A 17,602-nucleotide genomic window follows, 5' to 3' on the forward strand; every position below is an offset into this window, starting at 1 on the left:
TCTCCCATGGATGTCCCTGACACGGGAGCGGTCCGCTCCCACCTCATCGATGCGCTCGAAGCGGACCTCGTCGGTCCCTTCCACAAGCCTCCAGGCGCTCCTGTCTCGGACGCCCCGGAAGTGCTCCGCAATCCGCCGTCCCGTTGGTACCTGACGGGATTCCTCGTCCCGCTCGACCAGGGCGTCATCGAGGACGACCCCGACGACGAGGAAGACGACCTGGCCGCGGGCAATGACGAGGACAACGAGGAAGCCTCCCGCCCCGACCCGAGCGCCAAGAAGGTGCGCCGCCTGCCCGCCTCCATGGGCCTGTCCGTCTTCGTCCCCGCGGGCACGTCCCAGCTCACCGCCCATGTCTGCTGGGCCGACTACCAGCGCCTCGACGCAGAGGGACGCAAGCCGTGGAGCCGCACCTTCCACCAACGCACCGTCACCCTATCCCTGAACGACTCGGTGCTGCGCGAAGGCGTGTACCTCCAGGACAGCCGGGGCCTGCGCCTGGAAGGCCATGTGGAGAAGACGCGCGAAGGCGAACTCGCGGTCGCCATCTTCCTCGTCAACGCGCGCCCGCCCATCAGCACCGCCGTCGACCGGGACGAGGCCTATGCCTTCCAGACCCACCTCGCCCTGGAATGCGCTCAGGGCTTCGTCAGCCGACAGGACTCCAGCGACGCCAGGAGCGAGGATGACGACGACCGCGTCAACGACCTCCAGTTCCGCGACCGCCAGCGGTGGGCCGTGGGCCATGGCATCTCCGTGCGTGTCCCCTCCACCTCCGTGCCCGTCACCCGCGTGGAAACGGACTGGCTGCCCCGCGTCGAGGTGCTCCCCGTCGAAGCGCGCCAGATTGAAGAAGTCACGGTAGGAATGGAGCAGCTCGCCGCGTTCACGACCCCATCAGAGGCCGTAGCGGCACTGCTCCCCCTGGTGCGGGCCTACCGTGAATGGGTGGCCACCCAGGCCACTGTCGCCGTGGGCAGCGAACGCCGCGAGGAGACACGGGATGAGCTCATCCGCAGGGCTCGACGCGCGGCCGATCGCATCGAGGAGGGCATCCAACTCCTGGCTCGGGAACCTCTCGCCTTCGACGCCTTCCGCTGGATGAACAGCGTCATGGCCCAAGCGGAACGCAAGGTACGGCAGGAAGAAGCGCCCAGATGGCGTCTCTTCCAACTCGCCTTCATCCTGCTCAACCTCCCCTCCGTCGAGCACGAAGGCCACGCGGACCGTGAGCTCGTGGAGCTCATCTTCTTCCCCACCGGCGGCGGAAAGACGCAGGCCTACCTGGGACTCATTGCCTTCACCCTCCTCCTGCGCCGCCTCCGAGGTCAGGCCCACCTCCACGGCGGCCTGGGCGTGGCCGTGCTGCTGCGCTACACGCTGCGGCTGCTCACACTCGACCAGCTCGGTCGCGCCGCGACACTCATCTGCGCGCTCGAAGTGCTCCGCCAGCAAGAGCCGAAACGCCTGGGAGCCGTGCGCTTCTCCATCGGACTGTGGGTCGGCCGCTCCGCCACCGCCAACACGCTGGAGCAGGCGTCCACGCAGATCACCGAATACAAGAACGACAACAGCGCCCGCGCGCAATCGCCATTCCCTCTCGCCACCTGCCCCTGGTGCGCCACGCCCTTCGAACGGGAGTGCTTCATCCTCCGGCCCTCCAAGTCCAAGCCGGAGGAGGTGCTCGTCGGCTGCGCGAACATCGCATGCGCCTTCAACCTGGGCCGCAACCCCGAAGGGATCCCCGTCCTCTTCGTCGACGAGCAGATCTACCGCGAGCTGCCCTGCTTCCTCGTCGCCACCGTGGACAAGTTCGCCATGCTGCCGTGGCGCGGAGAGACGGGATTGCTCTTCGGCCGCGCCCTGGGCCGCACCGGGAAGCGCTTCGTCGGCCCGTGCGACGATGCCGCGGACGTGAAGGCGGCGCTCGTGACGCTCCCGAAGGGGCTGCTTCCCCCGGAGCTCATCGTGCAGGACGAGCTGCACCTCATCTCCGGCCCGCTGGGCTCCATGGTGGGCCTCTACGAAGGCGCCGTCCTGACGCTCGCGCCCCGGGCGAAGCTGGTGGCGTCCACCGCCACCGTCCGCCGCTCCCGGCAACAGGTGAGTCGCCTCTATGGACGGGACGTGGCGCTCTTCCCTCCGCCCGGCGTGGATGCCTCCGAGACGTTCTTCGCCTCCGTGGGCAAGAAGGGCGCGCGCCAATACGTGGGCGTGGCGGCACCCGGGCGGCCCATGAAGGCCATCCTGCTGCGCGTCTATGTCAGCCTGCTCGCCGCCGCCGCGCGCGGCGGACAACTTCACGGCGCCGTGAGCGCAGACCCGTACCTGACGCTCGTCGGCTACTTCAACAGCCTGCGCGAACTGGGCGGCATGCGCCGGCTGGTCGAGGACGAGGTGCGCCGACTGGTGATGGACCGCGCCCGCCGTCGTCCGGAGGACTTCGACAGAGAGGCCGAGCATCCCTGGTACCAGGGCAGGACCATCCGCGGCGAGCCCATCGAGCTGACCAGCCGGGAGAAGACCGCTGACATCAAGGCATCGAAGAGCCGCCTGGAGCTCACGCACGGTCAGCCCCAGAGCATCGACGTCGTGCTCGCCAGCAACATGATCTCCGTCGGCGTGGACATCGACCGGTTGGGGCTCATGGTCGTGGCGGGGCAGCCCAAGACGACCAGCGAGTACATCCAGGCATCCAGCCGCGTGGGCCGCAAGATGAACAAGCCCGGCCTCGTGGTGACGTGCCTCAACGCGGCCAAGCCCCGCGACCGAAGCCACTACGAGCGCTTCGCGACGTACCACGAGTCGTTCTATCGCTTCGTCGAAGCCACCTCGGTGACGCCCTTCTCCGCACCGGCGCTCGACCGGGGGCTCGCGGGCGTGGTGGTGGCGCTGGGCCGACTGCTGGACACCGCCATGACCGCACCCCTGGAGTGGAAGTCGCTGCAGGCGCACCGGGACGCGCTGGAACAAAAGCTCGAAACGCTGGCGAAGCGCGCTGGACGCGGTCTGCCCAAGGAGGAGTCGGAGCGCGCCAGCGGCATCGTGATGCAGCGCGCGCGGAGCCTGCTCGACTCGTGGCGCAACATCATCGAGCAGGCGAAGAAGGACGCAGCCCAGCGCGCGTACTCGCCCTACGACCCGGAGGGAAAGGGCCTCAAGCCCCTGCTGCGCGGCTTCCTGGACCCCACCGACAACCTCACCCAGGACGAGCTCAAGTTCGAGGCGCCCACCTCCATGCGCGACGTGGAGTCCTCGGTGCACCTGTGGATTTCACGTCAACCGCTGGGCGGCTACCGCGCCCCGAAGGCAGCGACGGAGGAGGTGGCGCATGACGAACCGTAGGAAGTGGACCAGGGCCCGCTCGACGCGGCCGCCGGATGGGCGCGTGCGCCAGAGCCAGGTGGTCTCCACCTTCGGTCCGGGCAGCATGCTGGACCTCCTGAACGACGCCGTCCTCGTGGGAGGCCTGGACTTCTGGCGTCTCAAGGGCCAGGGCGAGGTGGTCAACGAGCCACGGCTGCTGGAGATCGTCGAACCGCTCTACCACCGCAACAAGTGGCCGCTCAGCAAGGAGGCCCCCTTCCGCAAGCCCCCCGCTGGGGATGAGCGAGAGCCGACAGAGTCCTGCGGCATCCAGGTGTATGAGTTTCCGCGCTGGTTCGTCTGCCAGAACCCACACTGCCGCACGCTGGTGCGGGCCAACAGCCTGGAGCGCGTGAACCAGGAGTACCGTCACCGCTGCGCGGGCGTGGACGCGAAGCCCGAGCGCTGCGTGCCGGTGCGCTTCGTCGCGGCCTGTCCGCGGGGGCACCTGTCGGACATCGACTGGTCCTGGTGGATGCACGAGCGCAAGCCTTGCGACGCCCCACAGCTCAAGCTCGAGGAGGGCGTGAGCGGTGACTTCAGTGACATCGAGGTCGCGTGCTCGACGTGCGGCAAGCGCAGGCGCCTCATTGACATGACACACAAGGAGCAGCAGGCCCACTGCGACGGGGAGCGGCCCTGGCTGGGATTGGAGGCGCGGGAGCGCTGCGACGAGAAGCAGCGGCTGCTGGTCCGCACCGCCAGCAACGGCTACTTCGCGCAGACCACCAGCGCCATCACCATCCCTGAACCGGAGTCGCTCCGGCGCAAGGTGCAGTCCGCGTGGAGCATCCTCCAGTCAGCCACCGCGGAGACCCTGCCCGCCTTCCGGACCATTGCCCAGGTGCAGGCGGCGCTCGGCTCCGCCTCCAACGCGGAGGTGCTGGCGGCCATCACGGCGGAGCGCGAGCACACGCCCGAGGCTGTCCCGGAGATCCGCACCGCGGAGTGGCTCCAGTTCCTCGGGCAGCCACAGGAGAAGCCTGGCGAGATGCCCCGGGACCGCACCGAGGTCTTCTGGGCCCGACGCATCGCTCGGCCCCAGGGGCTGCCCTCGCTGGTCGAACGCGTGGTGCTGGCGCGACGGCTGCGGGAGGTCCAGGCCCAGGTCGGCTTCACGCGGCTGGAGCCCCTGTCGAAGGACCTCCAGGGCCGCTACGACCTGGACGTGGCGCTCGCGCCGATGTCGCTCCACCGGGACTGGGTACCCGTCACGGAGATGCAGGGCGAGGGCATGCTGCTGGTGCTCGACGAGCAGCAGGTGCATGCCTGGGAGATGTCCGAGCCCGTGCTGCGGCGCGAGGAGGTGCTCAGGGCTGGATATGAGCGCTGGAAGCAGGGCTCCGGTTCGAAGCTCCCCTTCCCGGGCGTTCGGCTCTATCTGCTCCATTCGCTGGCGCACCTGTTGATGACGGAGGTGGCGCTGGAGTGTGGCTACCCCGCGAGCTCCATCCGTGAGCGGCTCTACTGCGCGCCGCACAGCGACGCCGTCCCCATGGCGGGCATCCTGTTGATGACGGGCACCACGGGCGCGGAAGGCACGCTGGGCGGCCTGGTGGAGGAGGGTCGGCGACTGGGGCAGCACCTTGCCCGGGCGCTGGAGGACGCGCGCCTCTGCTCCAACGACCCCGTCTGCGCGCATCACGAACCCACGGGCCGTGACGACCGCGACCTGGAGGGCGCCGCGTGCCACGGGTGCCTCTTCCTCCCCGAGTGCTCCTGCGAGCGCTTCAACCAGTACCTCGATCGCGCGCTCGTCGTGCCCACGCTGGGCCACGAGGACGTCGCCTTCCTGAAGACGCCGTGGACCTGAGCGGCGTGGCGACGCTGGACCTGGAGCGGCTGATGGCCGTGGTGGGCGCGCGGCGGCTCGGGTTTCCGTTGTCCCGACTGGCGCTCCAGGGAGAGGGGCTGGAGCGGCTGACGGGGGAGGTCGCGGCGTTGAACGCGCTGGGACGGGAGGGAACGCTGGTGCTGCTGGACACGGTGCTCGTGGAGCGGCGCGCGGGTGCCCGGCGGCCAGAGCTGGTCTGGACGGGGCCGGAGACCCGCTGGAGCGGCGCTCGCGACACGGCGGTGGTGCTGGCGGACCTGTTCCACAAGGCGACGAGCACGGTGCTGGTGGCCGGGTTCACGTTCGACCACGCGGCGGACGTGTTGGGGCCGCTGCACGAAGCCCTCCAGCGAGGCGTGAGTTGCAGGCTCTATGCGAGCGCACCGGTGGCCTCGGCGTTCCTGCGGGAGCACTGGCCCTTCGGTCCTCCCTTTCCGGAGTGCCACGGCTTCTCGCCCAGGAGGGGTGTCTTCGCCAGCCTGCATGCGAAATGCGTCGTGGTGGACGCACGGTGGGTCTTCGTGACGTCCGCGAACTTCACGAACCGGGGACAGACACGGAACATCGAAGTGGGCGTGCTGCTGGAGGACACGCACCTGGCCGCGGTGCTGGAGGCCCAGTTCTCCACGGGGGAGTGGTTTTCACGGGTCGCCTGATTCGGCATGGCGCCGGATGGAGTCCAGTGAATGCGTCCCGTGACGAGTCTCTGGGGGCTGCGCCCTGCCCGTAACGTGGGCCATGTTCCCTGGCAGGCGGCCGCATGTGCCCCCAGTGTGCCCCTCCAGCGTGGTTCGAGGCGGCACACCGGGGAACGGCGTGGGACGGGGTGGAATGATGTAACCATTTTCGGGCGAACTGCGTACGGGTGCGAAAGGAGAGTCCCCATGCTTTCGATACTCCAGAGCCGCATCCGGCAGTTCTCGACGAACGTCGCCGCGCCCCAGCCTCAGGTGTCGAAGAGCCCCAGCCCGGCACGTGCCGAGGCGGAGCCGACGCGAGACCTCACCACGTCCCGAAACGCGGCGCTGAGGACGATTGGCGGTGCCAGCCTCTTCGAGGCAGCCCCGGCGAAGCCGAGCACGAAGGCGGACCCGCTCGCGAAGGCGGACCCCTCCAACACCTTGGAATTCCGGCAGGAGGAGCCGCCCGAGGAGCAGCAGGCCGTGGTGGCGGAGGCCCTTGCCGGCAACGGAAAGCCGGTCGACTTCGTCAACTCCGACGGGAAGACGGAGCAGATCTCCATCACGCAGACGTCCTCCTCCGGGCCGGACACGTACACCGTCCGCGTCGGTGAAGAGTCCTTCACCGTGGAGTTCCAGGATGGGACGACCACCGACCGGAAGCCCTTCCTCACGCGGGTCATCGACTCCTTCAGCGAGAACCCGCCCGGGCTGCGCGACGCGCTCGAGAAGATCGTGGTGACTCCGGACAAGGGCTTTACGACGGCCACGGGAGGAGCGGCGGCGGCGAGCGCGGGGGATGGGACCATCACCTTCTACGAGGACGGCAAGCACCTGAACGAAGGCACCTTCCACCACGAGCTGGCCCACCTCTTCGGCAGGCAGGCGGAGAACAACGCCGACAACTCCATCACGAAGTTCGAGGAGTCCATGTCCGGTGAGACGCCTCCCATTCCCGATGGGTGGGAGACGGCGGCGGAGTCCGACGGCAACGACGTGAGCGACTACGCCAAGGCCGACTTCGAGAAGGACGGGAACTACACCGAGGACTTCGCCGAGTCGTACCGGCGATACATGATTGCCATGGATGCGGGGCATGAGGAGTTGGCCGAGTTCCGGGCCATGCACCCGGCGCGGGCGGAAATCCTCGACGAGCTCTACGCGTCCGCTGCGTGAGCCTGAGCGCGGAGCCGGACGTGCCTCCGGGCGAGGGACGTCCCCAGGCCGGCGATGGCGACCTTGAGCTGCCCGTTGGCCCTGACACCGATGGAGGCGCGTGCGTGCGAAGACGTCGGCCTCGACGCGAGCCTGCGGAGCACCGGTGCCCGCGCTCAAGGCCGTCCCACCCGGGAGGAGTGCGCGCAGCAGGACGACGTGAAGAGAGCTGAAGGCACGGACCGATGCTCAGCAAGAGCGCGCTCCGATGCAAGACGCCAGCGAGCCCGGCGGAACGGGGGCTGGCTGCCCGGCCTGCCCCCCGGCCCGGTGCGCGGCTTCAGCGGAACCACCGCGCCAGCTTGACCCTCTCGCGAATCCAAGCAGGGCCGACGCCCAAGGCAATCCGGCAGGTGCACCGTGGGGTTTCAGCCCCCGGCACCCCGCGGCCACACGCCGCGCCGGACACCCGGGCTGTTCCCGACGCCCCGCATCCGGCTTCCTGCCTGTCTGGGCGCAACTCCCCGGGCGGAGCAGCCTGTCTGTCTTGGATTGACCCAACGCATTCTCAAACATACGCATTTCCATCCAACGTTGACGCCTTCACCACCGGGTCATTAACTTTCCATCAGTCATTCCTGAACAGGGTTTCTCCAGACGCGGCACCCGGCCCTGCGCACCCACCCAAGCATTTTCTCAACAGGATTTCGCGATGGAAGCCGACTACGGACTCCGCATCACTGGCGCTGGTCGTGCCTGGGCTCCCTCCCACGCCGCCTACAACTTCGGGACGGGTGACTTCACCCTCACCGCCCTCTTCCAGACCACCCAGGGTGGCACCCTCGTCTCCCGGAAGCCTGCCGCGGGAGGCAGCGGCGCGGGCGGGTACTGGGTCATCGTCATGGAGAATGGCGCCCTCGTCTTCAACCAGGACGATGGTTTTGGCTACCGCCGGGTCGAGACCGCGCCCACCGCCGCGTGTGACGGCTCCTGGCACAGCGTGGCGTGCGTGCGCCAGGGCGCCGCCATCAAAGTCTTCTTCGACGGCGTGGAGCTGGCCACCACCAGCACTGGCAACAGGACCTCGCCGCTGAACGTGAACAGCTCCGACCCGCTGGTCATCGGCTACAGCCTCCAGCAGAGCCACCAGTTCACGGGCACCATCGAAGACATCACCCTGTGGAGCCGCGCGCTGAGCCCTTCCGAAATCCTCAGGACCATGCGCAACCAGGTCCAGGACAGCGACCCGGGCCTGGTGGGCCTCTGGGAGATGAACAGGAGCTTCGCGGACAGCTCCCCCACCCGCAACACACTGCAGGCCGAGGGCTCGGTCCGCTTCGTTCCCATCTTCCACTGCCTGTGGACGGAGACCGAGAACGCCTACTCCTACCTGTCCATGGACATGCACGACCATGCCCAGCAGGACTGGGGCGTCCGGCTCAGTGCCAGCCAGTACCTGCTTGCCGACTCCCGGGCGGAATACAACTTCGGGACGGGTGACTTCACCCTCACCGCCCTCTTCCAGACCACCCAGGGCGGCACCCTCATCGCCCGGAAGCCCGGCGGCGGCGGCAGCGGCGCGGGCGGGTACTGGGTCATCGTCATGGAGAACGGTGCCCTCGTCTTCAACCAGGACGATGGTTTTGGCTACCGCCGGGTCGAGACCGCGCCCACCTCCGCGTGTAACGGCTCCTGGCACAGCGTGGCATGCGTACGCCAGGGCGCCGCCATGAAGGTCTTCTTCGACGGCGTGGAGCTGGCCACCACCAGCACCGGCAACAGGACCTCGCCGCTGAACGTGAACAGCTCCGACCCGCTGACCATCGGCTACAGCCTGCAGCAGCTCCGTCCATTCACAGGCACCCTGGAAGACATCACCCTGTGGAACCAGGCGCTGACGACCGAGCAGATCCAATACACCCGCTTCAACGAGGTCCCCCTGGTCGGGCTTCCCCAGAACCTGGTGGGCTTCTGGAGGTTCGACCTGGACCTCACCGACGCGTCACCGGTGAACAACCCGGTCCGTCTCACGAACGCTCCCGCCGGCACCCTGCCCCAGTACGTGGAGGTGGCGCATCAGGCCGAGCGGACACAGAACCTGCGCGTGCAGCCGGGCAGCCCCGCCATCTATGGCTTCGCGACAGACAAGTCCCGTGAAACCATTGTCTTCCCTCCCAACGCGGTCGTTCACGTCACGCAGCCCGACGGCACGCGCCTCACCCAGGACGTCAACACCGACACCACGTTCATCAAGACGGATGGCCATGGGTCCGTGGTGGCCTTCTGCATCCGCAACCCGCAGCCCGGGACCTGGAAGTTCCATGTGGAGTGCCCGACCGACCTGCCCCTGCTCCTCTCCGTGCAGACCGTGCCGGCCCGCGACACGTCCACAACGATTGGCACGGCCCTGGAGGCCCTGTACAGCGAGCCCTCCGCCTCACACCAGCGCGTGCTCCTGACCCGCGCCGTCCCCCGGGACAGGGACCCGTCCGTGGACCTCGAGCGGTTCCGGGCCCTGAGCGCGGAGTCCTTCGCGTGGTCGTGGACGGACGTGGGCACGTGGGCAGGCCTTACCATCTCCGGAGTCGCCATCGTGGGCGCCGCCGTGGCCGTGGCGGCGGGTGCCGCCGTCATGTCCCCGGCCATCCTGGTCGCCAGCGGCGCCGTGTTCGTCGGCAGCATGGTGGTCAACGTGGCCCAGATGCATCAGGCCTCGGTCAGCACCCTCGCGCCCATCATGTCGAACTCCATGGGAGTCGGCAGCCCGACCTTCGGTGGCACCGGCTCGGGGCGACTCAAGTTCATCATGGATGGCGAGGAGTACTTCCCCCTGCTGCGGGACATGCTGTACGCCGTGGCCGGCAACAGCTACGACGGCCCTCCTCCCACGCTGACGGGCGAGCCAACGCTCGCGAACTGCCTGGGGCTCGTCAACCGGAACACGAAGGCGCGCTCCTTCGTGCTCCTCTGGGACAAGAGCCTCGTCATCCAGGCGGCCGAGGGCCCCGTGGGCGCCGTCAAGTCACTGGCCAACATGGTGCTCAACGGGCGTGACAGCACGAGCAACGGCCGCACGCAGGCCGAGCTCAACGCGCTGACGCGGGTCACGGCGAGACTGCAGAAGTACAACCCCTACCAATGGTGGAAACACGCGCTGTCCCCGCCGCTGAAAGACCAGGCCTCGTTCAACTCGTATCACCAGAAGATTGCCATCGTCTCCGTTGGCGGGAAGAAGTGCGCCCTCGTGGGAGGCTTCAACCTGGTGTCGAACTACTACGACGACGCCAACCACCCCATGTACGACAAGACCAACTTCCACACCTGGCATGACACCGCGGTGTTCCTGGAAGGCGATGCGGTGGGGCCCGTGGAGCGCGAGTTCGACCGGCGCTGGCGCGCAACGAACCTCGATACCGGCGAGCACGAGGACGGCAGCTACGACACCTACGTCAAGCTCATCGGCTGGGAGGTGGACGCCGCCACGAGGTTGGATCGCCCCGGCCGGGTGTCACCTTACAAGAACCCGATGAGCGGTCTGCTCTCGTCTCCCGCCGCGTGCAGCACCCTCGTCACCAACACCGAGTTCCCCACCGGCGTCTACCAGAACCGCGATGAGCTGCTGAGTCGCATCAGCGCGGCCTCGCACTACATCTACTTCGAGAACTACACGTTCCATGACGTGGATATCATCAAGGCACTCTCCGCCAGGCTGAGGTCGGCCGTCTCCAGCACGTTCCGTATCGTCATCCTGGTACCCCATCCGACCAAGGGTAACGACGGAGGCATCCAGGAGGCCCAGAGCTTCGCCATGCGGCTGGCGTTTGCCGCACTGGTCCTTGGCGCCCCGAAGAGTGAGTGGACGACCGCGCGGTTCGCCGGAGGCGTCACCATCAACTCCGCGGACCTGGAAGGCACGCCGACGGTTGAGATACCCGCGGGACGAAGCGTGGACTCGGCGGAGTTCGTCTACACCCGCGCCGCCGACCACGTGCAGCGCCGGGTGAGCATCTGGGACGTGGAGAGCGTCAGCCTCAGCGCCAGCAGCCACCTCATCCTGGTCTCCCCGGCTCGCTGGTTCTCCCAGCTCACGGAGAACCCGGAGAAGTTCCAGCTGGTCGGCAACTTCGACACGAAGTTCCGCTCCGTGTACGTGCACAGCAAGCTCGCCCTGTTCGACGACGAGGTGGCCTTCGTGGGCAGCGCGAACTTCAGCGCCCGCAGCCTGGCGGGAGACGGCGAGTGCAGCATCAGCATCGCCAACTCCGCCGCGGCGCTGGAGCTGCGCACCACGGTGTGCAAGCACTGGGGCGTGGAGCAGGCAGTGACGGCCCGCGACACGTTCGCTGCATTCAAGACCGCCGCCGAGCAGTTCCGTTCCCAGCCCCAGGAGAAGCTGTCCGTCGTTCCCCTGGACATCGCCAACCTGCGCACGAGCGCGCCGGGCCTCTCCGGCTGGTCGCTCATGGTGAGCTCGGGCTACCTCATGGACCTGCTCTGACGGCGGCCCCGCCGCCACGCTTCGAGGCGCGCGCTTCGAGGTTGAAGCGCGCTCCCCGAGCTGGACGCTCGGAATCAGAACAGGTCGTGGGCGGGCCAGGCGGTGACGCCGTTCACGACGTCCCACATTCCACTGACAATTCGGGCCGCTCGCGTCCGTGAGCGGGTTGACCCTGTGGGGCCGCATGTGCCCCCAGCGTGCCCCTCCAGCGGGGATGAGAACGGGACAAGACGGGGGAAGACGGGATGGGGAGGCACAACGAACCGACGTGAGATCAAGGCGATAGTGGGTAACAGCGCGTCCTGGGGTTTCCTATCGCCTTGTCTGCGGGTTCGACTCCCGCCGCCTCCCCCACGCAGACCGATACCCCTTCACCTGGGGCGGCCGCGAGCTGCGCCTGGAGCCCCTTCTAGTACTACCCGGTCAGATGAATCGTGCGCTGGCGCCCTGTGTTGATGGGGCATGACGCCCGCACAGTTGAGCAAGCTCGACCGGGAACTGAGCGAGTTCCTGGAGTCCATGACGGTGGGAATGGGCCGCACCGAGAGGCGTCGTGCCCTCGGAGGCTACGTCACCGGGCTGCTGCTGGACGGCGAGCGCAAGAGCATCGAGCCCATGGCGGCCCGGCTCGTCGAGGAGCCGGGCCAGACGGAGGCCATGCGCCAACGGTTGCAGCAATGCGTGTCCGGTGCGAGCTGGGACGACGGCGAGATGCGGCGGCGCCTGGCGCGCAAGCTGGAGCGTGACCTGCCAGGCTTGGAAGCCCTGGTCATCGACGATACGGGCTTCCCGAAGAAGGGCGTGCATTCAGTCGGCGTGGCCCGCCAGTACTCCGGCACCTTGGGCCGCACGGACAATTGCCAGGTGGCAGTCAGCCTGCATCTGGCAGGCGAGAAGGGCAGTGGCTGCATCGGCATGCGTCTGTACCTGCCCGAAGAGTGGACGACGGACAGGCGCCGGATGCGAGCGGCCGACGTCCCGTCGGAGGTCGACTTCAAACGCAAGTGGGAGCTGGCGCTGGAGCAACTGGACGAGGCCTTGGGCTGGGGGGTGCGCAGCCATGTCGTCCTGGCCGACCCCGGCTACGGCAGCTGCCGCCAGTTCCGTGACTCAGTCCGGGCCAAGGGCCTGCACTTCCTGGTCGGCGTGCAGAGCAACACCCATGTCTGGCCTCCAGACTCCAAGCCGCAGGCCCCCCAACGCGTGCCGCACCAGCGAGGCCGCCCTCGCACGCGCTACTTCGATGCGGACGGTCAGCGCCCGGTGAGTCTGGACAAGGTGGCTGCGCAGCTGCCTCGCTCCGCCTTCCGGCGCGTGCAGTGGCGCCAAGGCAGCCGTGGCGTGCAGTCCTCTCGCTTCGCGGCACTGCGCGTGCGGACCGCAGAGCGTCAGGTGGAACGAGCCGCCCCCAGTGACGAGGTATGGCTGCTGATAGAGTGGCCACGTGGAGAGGCGCGTCCGACGAAGTACTACCTCTGCTCTCTGCCGGAGCAGACGCCGCTGAAGGAACTGGTGCGGCTGGCCCGTCTGCGCTGGAGGGTGGAGCGTGACTACCAGGAGATGAAGGGCGAGGTCGGCCTGGACCACTTCGAGGGCAGAAGCTGGCGAGGCTTCCATCATCACACCACGCTCTGCATGGTGGCCCATGGCTTCCTCGCGCTGCACCGGGCGCTTTTCCCCCCGGAGGAAGACGCGATGGACACTGCCCGAGGTGCGCAGACAGCTCCAACGCCTGCTGCTGCGCCGCATCGGCCAGTGCCCCTTGTGCCTGCGCCCCATCAACGCGCGCGACCCTCCACGTGGGCCGTCGCGCATATGACCGAGTAGTACTAGGAGTCAGTTCGACTCGGACGCATGGCTCGTGGCCAGCCAGCGCTTGCCGTCGTAGCGGTAGAACCAGGTGGCGTTGCCCTCGCCCCAGTCGACCAGCGCGTCCCGCTTCGTGGCCGGCACGCCGTCACGGCCCGGCTTCTTGTGCGGGCGGTAGAGCTGGAAGCAGCTCATCTCGCGAGGGAGCGGCTGGACCTCCCGCACGAGCCCCTTCATCGTGAAGACGATGCGCACGGGAGCGGCGCCATTGCACGCCGCGTAGCCGGCGCCCGGGAATGCGTAGTCCGGATTGCCGTCGCGGTCGAAGTCGCCCTGGATGCAGGGCACGCCGCTCGTCCGGATGACCTGCGCGTCCAGGCCGATTTCCTTCAGCGCCGCCTCCGCCGAGCCCACGCTCCCCACGCACATGCACCGCAGCTCCTTCTCCGGGTCACAGCTCGCCGGCTGGTAGGCGAGCGCCACGGGCCGCGGTGCCTCCGGAGTGCTCGGGGCCGCCTGAGCCCCGTGGGCCGCGTGCGTGCTCGCGGCCGGTGGAGCCTTCGGGGCCTCCGAAGGGGCGGAAGCAGCCGCGGAGAAACCCAGGGCCAACCACGGAAGAGTCCAGCTCCACATCCAGCGCATCCCCATCACGTGTCGGAACCTCCAAGGCCTCTCGGCAACTGCCGCGAGGCAGCCGCGTATACGGGACGGAGCTCAGGAAATTCAACGGCCCTGTTGTCAGGGGCATGACGCCAGCCCCAGGCGCCCCAACTCAGGCCAGGGGCGCACCGGCGGTGGATTGCGGTGCTCGACACATCCAAGTGAGCATTCCCGCCATGAGCTCACCTCCTGGGCGTGCGGACGCGGCGGCGGCGCTCGGAGCGCCCGACGTGCAGGGCGTGTTCAAGGGCCGCACGCTGGGCGTGGCCAAGGTGGGCACCGTGTTGGTGGTGTCCCACAGCTCGCAGCACCCCGCGCGCGAGGAGTGGGCGCGCTACTGCGACCTCGTGGCCGCCCACCACGCCACCTTCACGGCGCAGCTCGTGCTGTCGCAAGGCCCGGGCCCGGATGCCACCCAGCGGCAGCAGGTGCTCAACAAGCTCCCGAAGGGTTACGTCATTCCTCCGACGGCGGTCCTCACCCGCTCCGCGCTGGCACGAGGCGTGGTGACGCTCTTCAACTGGTTCACCCCCCGGGCCATGCGCGCCTTCCCGCCCGAGGACCTGCCCGCCGCGGCCACGCACCTCAAGATGAGCGATGCGGAGCTGCGGCGCCTGGTGGACGTCGCCTACGCGCTGCTTCCGCCGGAGCCATAGCTGCTGGCCCCGCCCGGAAGGCTACGTCACTGGAGCGTCTTGCACAGGGTCGCTCCGACGGGGTTGGGCTCCCAGTCCTTGATGACGCAGCCTGCCCCCGGTCCCTTCATCGTTCCCCGCCCCGAGAGCCGCTGGATGTCCCACCTGCCGAGCGTGGCGCAGATTTCGCTCTGCCGGGCCCTGGCCTCCTGAGGGGTGAGCTCGGCCGTCCCGGGCGCGCACGGCCCCTCCGCGGTCACCACGGAGAAGGGAAAGCCCGTGGGCTCGCAGAGCGACCACCCCATGGGCTGCGTGTCCTGAGTCCGGATGATGCAGCCCGCACCGGACCCCACCATCGAGCCGCCTCCCGACAGCCGGACGATGTCCCACCTGCCCAGATAGGCACACAGCTCGGTGCGTCTGGCGACCGCGGTCTCCGGGCTCATGAGGGCGGCGTTCGCCGGGCACACGTTGTCTCCCTGTGACTTGAAGTACGGCGGCAGGGGCCGCGGCATGCAGAGGCTGGCTCCCGGCGTGCGGAGATCGAGGTCCTGCACGGTGCAGCCGTAGGCAGGCCCCGCCAGCGTACCTCCCCCCGCCAGCCGGATGAGGTCGAAGCTGCCGAGCTGCGCGCAGAGGGCCTCCTGGTGGGCGCGCGCCTCCGCGACGGGCATCAGGTACTCATCGGGCGGGCACACCGTGTCGCCCCGGATGGAGCGGATGTCTCCCACGAGAGCGCCCTGGCTCCGGGCGAGCGCCTCCGCCGGGCCCTCCGGGGCGCGCGTGTCCTCACCACAGCCGGTCACCGCCAACAACATCAGACATCCCAGCAGCCGCTTCTTCATGTGTAGCTCCGGTTCATGCCGCGAGCGCCTTGGCGTTTCGTGGCGGGCATCGGGGAGACACATGAGCAAGCGAGGGGCCAGGGCGCGCGGATGGAGAAACCCGGCCGTAAATCATGGGATTGGAGGACGCGGGTGTCTGCCAGGCATGACGACAGGTGGCGGAACGTGCCAGTCCTGGCACGTGCGCACGGCGCTCCAGCGGACGTGGCTGTCAGGGGCCATCCCCGTGATGCCGGCGGACGGGAGCATCACTCGGGCGGCCCTGCCCTCCCCCTCAACAGGCCTTCTATTCGTGCGCGCCGTGCCACGCGGCGCGCACCACCGCCAGGCTATTCGCAGCCCCTGGCGTCGCGGTCGGGCACCCAGTTGCAGTCGAAGGTGTGCACCTCGCCGGCGGCGCGGCCGCGGCCGGGGCCCGAGCCGAGCATCGTGTTCCAGAAGCGCGAGAGCACCGCGTTGAGGGAGTTGGCCTGGCCGCTCGGGGGCTCGGTGCTGTAGAGCTGCGCCCCGTGCACGTTCGGCTCGAGCGAGCCGTTGGCTCGCTGCACGAGGGGGTCGCTCGGCGCATAGAGCCACGTCATGCGCGACGACGTGTTCCTGCCGGTGATGCCCATCGCCTGGTTGAAGGTCTGTACCCACCTGTCGCGCACGGCGAGCTCGGCCGGGGTGTTGGTCGCCGACAGGTACGGCAGGCCGGAGTTGGACATGTAGAGCTGGTCCTGCCGGTTCTGCCAGACGAGGGTGGGCAGGTCGAAGCCTGCCTCGGACTCCGGAGCGGTGAGGATGTCGTAGAGCACGGGGCCGCTGATGCACTCGTGCGGCGGGTGCACGGGGTCTCCGGGAGTCCGCGCCGCCACGCAGGACGGCGTGAGCGAGGACTTCCATATCGTCGTCAACTGGCCGAAGGCCTCCAGGCCCGAGCCGAGGCCCAGCACGGGGTAGTCGGGCTCATCCCAGTTGAGCGGCACGTAGCCGGAGCCGGGGAAGACGAGCAGCCGCCCCTGCTTCGCCGCCCTGGGGAGCCGCCGGACGACGCGGTGGGTATTGTTGAAGGCGCCGAAGCCGCCCGCCGAGCCTCCGCGCAGGAGCACGCGCAGCGGCTTGCTGTCGTCGAGGCCATAGCGCTCCACGAGCACCGCGAGCATCGCCTCCACGTTGGCGGCGCCCATGTAGCGCCAGTCCCGCTTCGTGCCCTTGTAGGTGATGTCGGGCGTGTCGAGGGCGGTGCCCGTCCACAGGTCGCTCGAGCAGTAGTGTCCGAGCACGTCGATGGCACCGCTGAAGTCGTCGGGCTGCGCGGGGGCGCTCTCACGCAGGGCGCGGTCGGCGGGCAGGTTCACCGACGAGACGAGGTCGATGTCCCGGTTGGAGCAGCCTCCATAGGGGCTGGTGCTGTCGAACGCGCAGAAGCCGCCGCCCTCCAGGCGGAGGACCCACTGCGTGAGAGGGCTTCCATCGGGCGGCACGGGGGGGAAGGTGACCTGGAAGACGAACTCGTCGCCCACGTTGCAGCGCGCCTCTGCCCAGCGGGGGTCGCGGAGCGCGGGGCGCACGGTCTCCATCAGCCGCCGGGTGGGGTTGCCGGCGCGAGTACAGGAGGTGACGTTGTAGCCATTGCCCGAGGCCCGACAGGTGGCGGAGCCGCCGGACCACACGGCCGCCAGGCTGGTGCAGGCGACGGAGGCGCCCGGAGTGCACACCGCCGCCATTGCTTCGGGGTGGATGACTCCATCGTTCGACGTGCCCGTGACGTCCTGCCGCTTGGGCAGGTCGGTCGCGACGTCGCTGGGGGGCTTCGGGTTCGATTCTCCGGCGCCGCAGGCGACGCAGGCGAGGAGGACAGGGAGCAGGAGTGGGGAGTAGCGCATGCCCCGTCAACCCGCGCCCCGCCGTGGAGTTGCGGTGCTTCCGGCTCGACGCGATTTCGCGACTGGAGGCGCTACCCGAAGGCCATGCGCACGGGGCGCGAGTCATGGAGCGCTCGGCCCCGGGGGCGGGCAATTCTGGAGCACCTGGGCTTGCACACGGCATATGCGAGGTTGGCCCCGGCACGAGGCCCCGCAGCACTTCCTCCTCGGCGCCTCCACCGTCGCGGCAAAGGCGGGGCCCTCCTCCTCCAG

The 17,602-nt window shown here is 68.7% G+C and carries 10 protein-coding genes; 7 read left to right on the forward strand and 3 right to left on the reverse strand.

Annotated elements, in window-relative coordinates:
* The first annotated feature begins 6 nt into the window (after nt 1–6).
* From drmA to ACX9TP_RS27445, 6 genes are all read left to right on the forward strand, one after another.
* On the forward strand, nt 7–3,345 hold the full coding sequence (gene drmA, locus ACX9TP_RS27420; RefSeq protein WP_482973575.1) for a DISARM system helicase DrmA: 3,339 nt from the start codon (nt 7–9) through the stop codon (nt 3,343–3,345).
* On the forward strand, nt 3,332–5,179 hold the full coding sequence (gene drmB / locus ACX9TP_RS27425) for a DrmB family protein (protein ID WP_482973576.1): 1,848 nt from the start codon (nt 3,332–3,334) through the stop codon (nt 5,177–5,179). The genes drmA and drmB overlap by 14 nt, the downstream gene beginning before the upstream one ends.
* On the forward strand, nt 5,170–5,856 hold the full coding sequence (gene drmC, locus ACX9TP_RS27430) for a DISARM system phospholipase D-like protein DrmC (RefSeq protein ID WP_482973577.1): 687 nt from the start codon (nt 5,170–5,172) through the stop codon (nt 5,854–5,856). The genes drmB and drmC overlap by 10 nt, the downstream gene beginning before the upstream one ends.
* Before the next feature lie 228 nt (nt 5,857–6,084).
* The gene (locus tag ACX9TP_RS27435; RefSeq protein ID WP_482973578.1) at nt 6,085–7,056 is read left to right on the forward strand and encodes a hypothetical protein; all 972 of its coding nucleotides are present in this window, start codon (nt 6,085–6,087) and stop codon (nt 7,054–7,056) included.
* 691 nt (nt 7,057–7,747) lie between these two features.
* A complete protein-coding gene (locus ACX9TP_RS27440; RefSeq protein ID WP_482973579.1) occupies nt 7,748–11,533 on the forward strand; it encodes a LamG-like jellyroll fold domain-containing protein in 3,786 nt (1,261 codons plus the stop codon).
* Between the two features lie 462 nt (nt 11,534–11,995).
* Nucleotides 11,996–13,360, forward strand: coding sequence for an IS701 family transposase (locus ACX9TP_RS27445; protein ID WP_482973580.1), 1,365 nt, complete (start codon nt 11,996–11,998; stop codon nt 13,358–13,360).
* 9 nt (nt 13,361–13,369) lie between these two features.
* Here the strand turns inward: ACX9TP_RS27445 and ACX9TP_RS27450 are convergent, their stop codons facing one another.
* Nucleotides 13,370–13,825 (reverse strand): hypothetical protein, encoded by a 456-nt coding sequence (locus ACX9TP_RS27450; RefSeq protein WP_482973581.1) that lies wholly within the window; start codon nt 13,823–13,825, stop codon nt 13,370–13,372.
* A 353-nt stretch (nt 13,826–14,178) separates the two neighbouring features.
* Here ACX9TP_RS27450 and ACX9TP_RS27455 point away from each other — a divergent pair, with 353 nt between their 5' ends.
* Nucleotides 14,179–14,658: a SpoIIAA family protein gene (locus tag ACX9TP_RS27455; RefSeq protein WP_482973582.1), complete on the forward strand. Its 480-nt coding sequence runs from the start codon at nt 14,179–14,181 to the stop codon at nt 14,656–14,658.
* A gap of 26 nt (nt 14,659–14,684) precedes the next feature.
* Here the strand turns inward: ACX9TP_RS27455 and ACX9TP_RS27460 are convergent, their stop codons facing one another.
* Together ACX9TP_RS27460 and ACX9TP_RS27465 are read right to left on the reverse strand one after the other, a co-directional pair.
* Complete coding sequence (locus tag ACX9TP_RS27460) at nt 14,685–15,482, reverse strand: hypothetical protein (RefSeq protein ID WP_482973583.1); 798 nt, start codon at nt 15,480–15,482, stop codon at nt 14,685–14,687.
* A 329-nt stretch (nt 15,483–15,811) separates the two neighbouring features.
* The gene (locus ACX9TP_RS27465) at nt 15,812–17,350 is read right to left on the reverse strand and encodes a pectin acetylesterase-family hydrolase (RefSeq protein WP_482973584.1); all 1,539 of its coding nucleotides are present in this window, start codon (nt 17,348–17,350) and stop codon (nt 15,812–15,814) included.
* Between the last annotated feature and the right edge of the window lie 252 nt (nt 17,351–17,602).

This window comes from Pyxidicoccus sp. M15 (genome assembly GCF_056858435.1).

What these genes read in the sequence shown, in the direction of transcription:
- ACX9TP_RS27460 (WP_482973583.1), bottom strand. Translation starts at nt 15,482, where the DNA reads ATGAAGAAGCGGCTGCTGGGATGTCTGATGTTGTTGGCGGTGACCGGC.
- drmB (WP_482973576.1), top strand. Translation starts at nt 3,332, where the DNA reads ATGACGAACCGTAGGAAGTGGACCAGGGCCCGCTCGACGCGGCCGCCG.
- ACX9TP_RS27455 (WP_482973582.1), top strand. Translation starts at nt 14,179, where the DNA reads ATGAGCTCACCTCCTGGGCGTGCGGACGCGGCGGCGGCGCTCGGAGCG.
- drmA (WP_482973575.1), top strand. Translation starts at nt 7, where the DNA reads ATGGATGTCCCTGACACGGGAGCGGTCCGCTCCCACCTCATCGATGCG.
- ACX9TP_RS27445 (WP_482973580.1), top strand. Translation starts at nt 11,996, where the DNA reads ATGACGCCCGCACAGTTGAGCAAGCTCGACCGGGAACTGAGCGAGTTC.
- ACX9TP_RS27440 (WP_482973579.1), top strand. Translation starts at nt 7,748, where the DNA reads ATGGAAGCCGACTACGGACTCCGCATCACTGGCGCTGGTCGTGCCTGG.
- ACX9TP_RS27435 (WP_482973578.1), top strand. Translation starts at nt 6,085, where the DNA reads ATGCTTTCGATACTCCAGAGCCGCATCCGGCAGTTCTCGACGAACGTC.
- ACX9TP_RS27465 (WP_482973584.1), bottom strand. Translation starts at nt 17,350, where the DNA reads ATGCGCTACTCCCCACTCCTGCTCCCTGTCCTCCTCGCCTGCGTCGCC.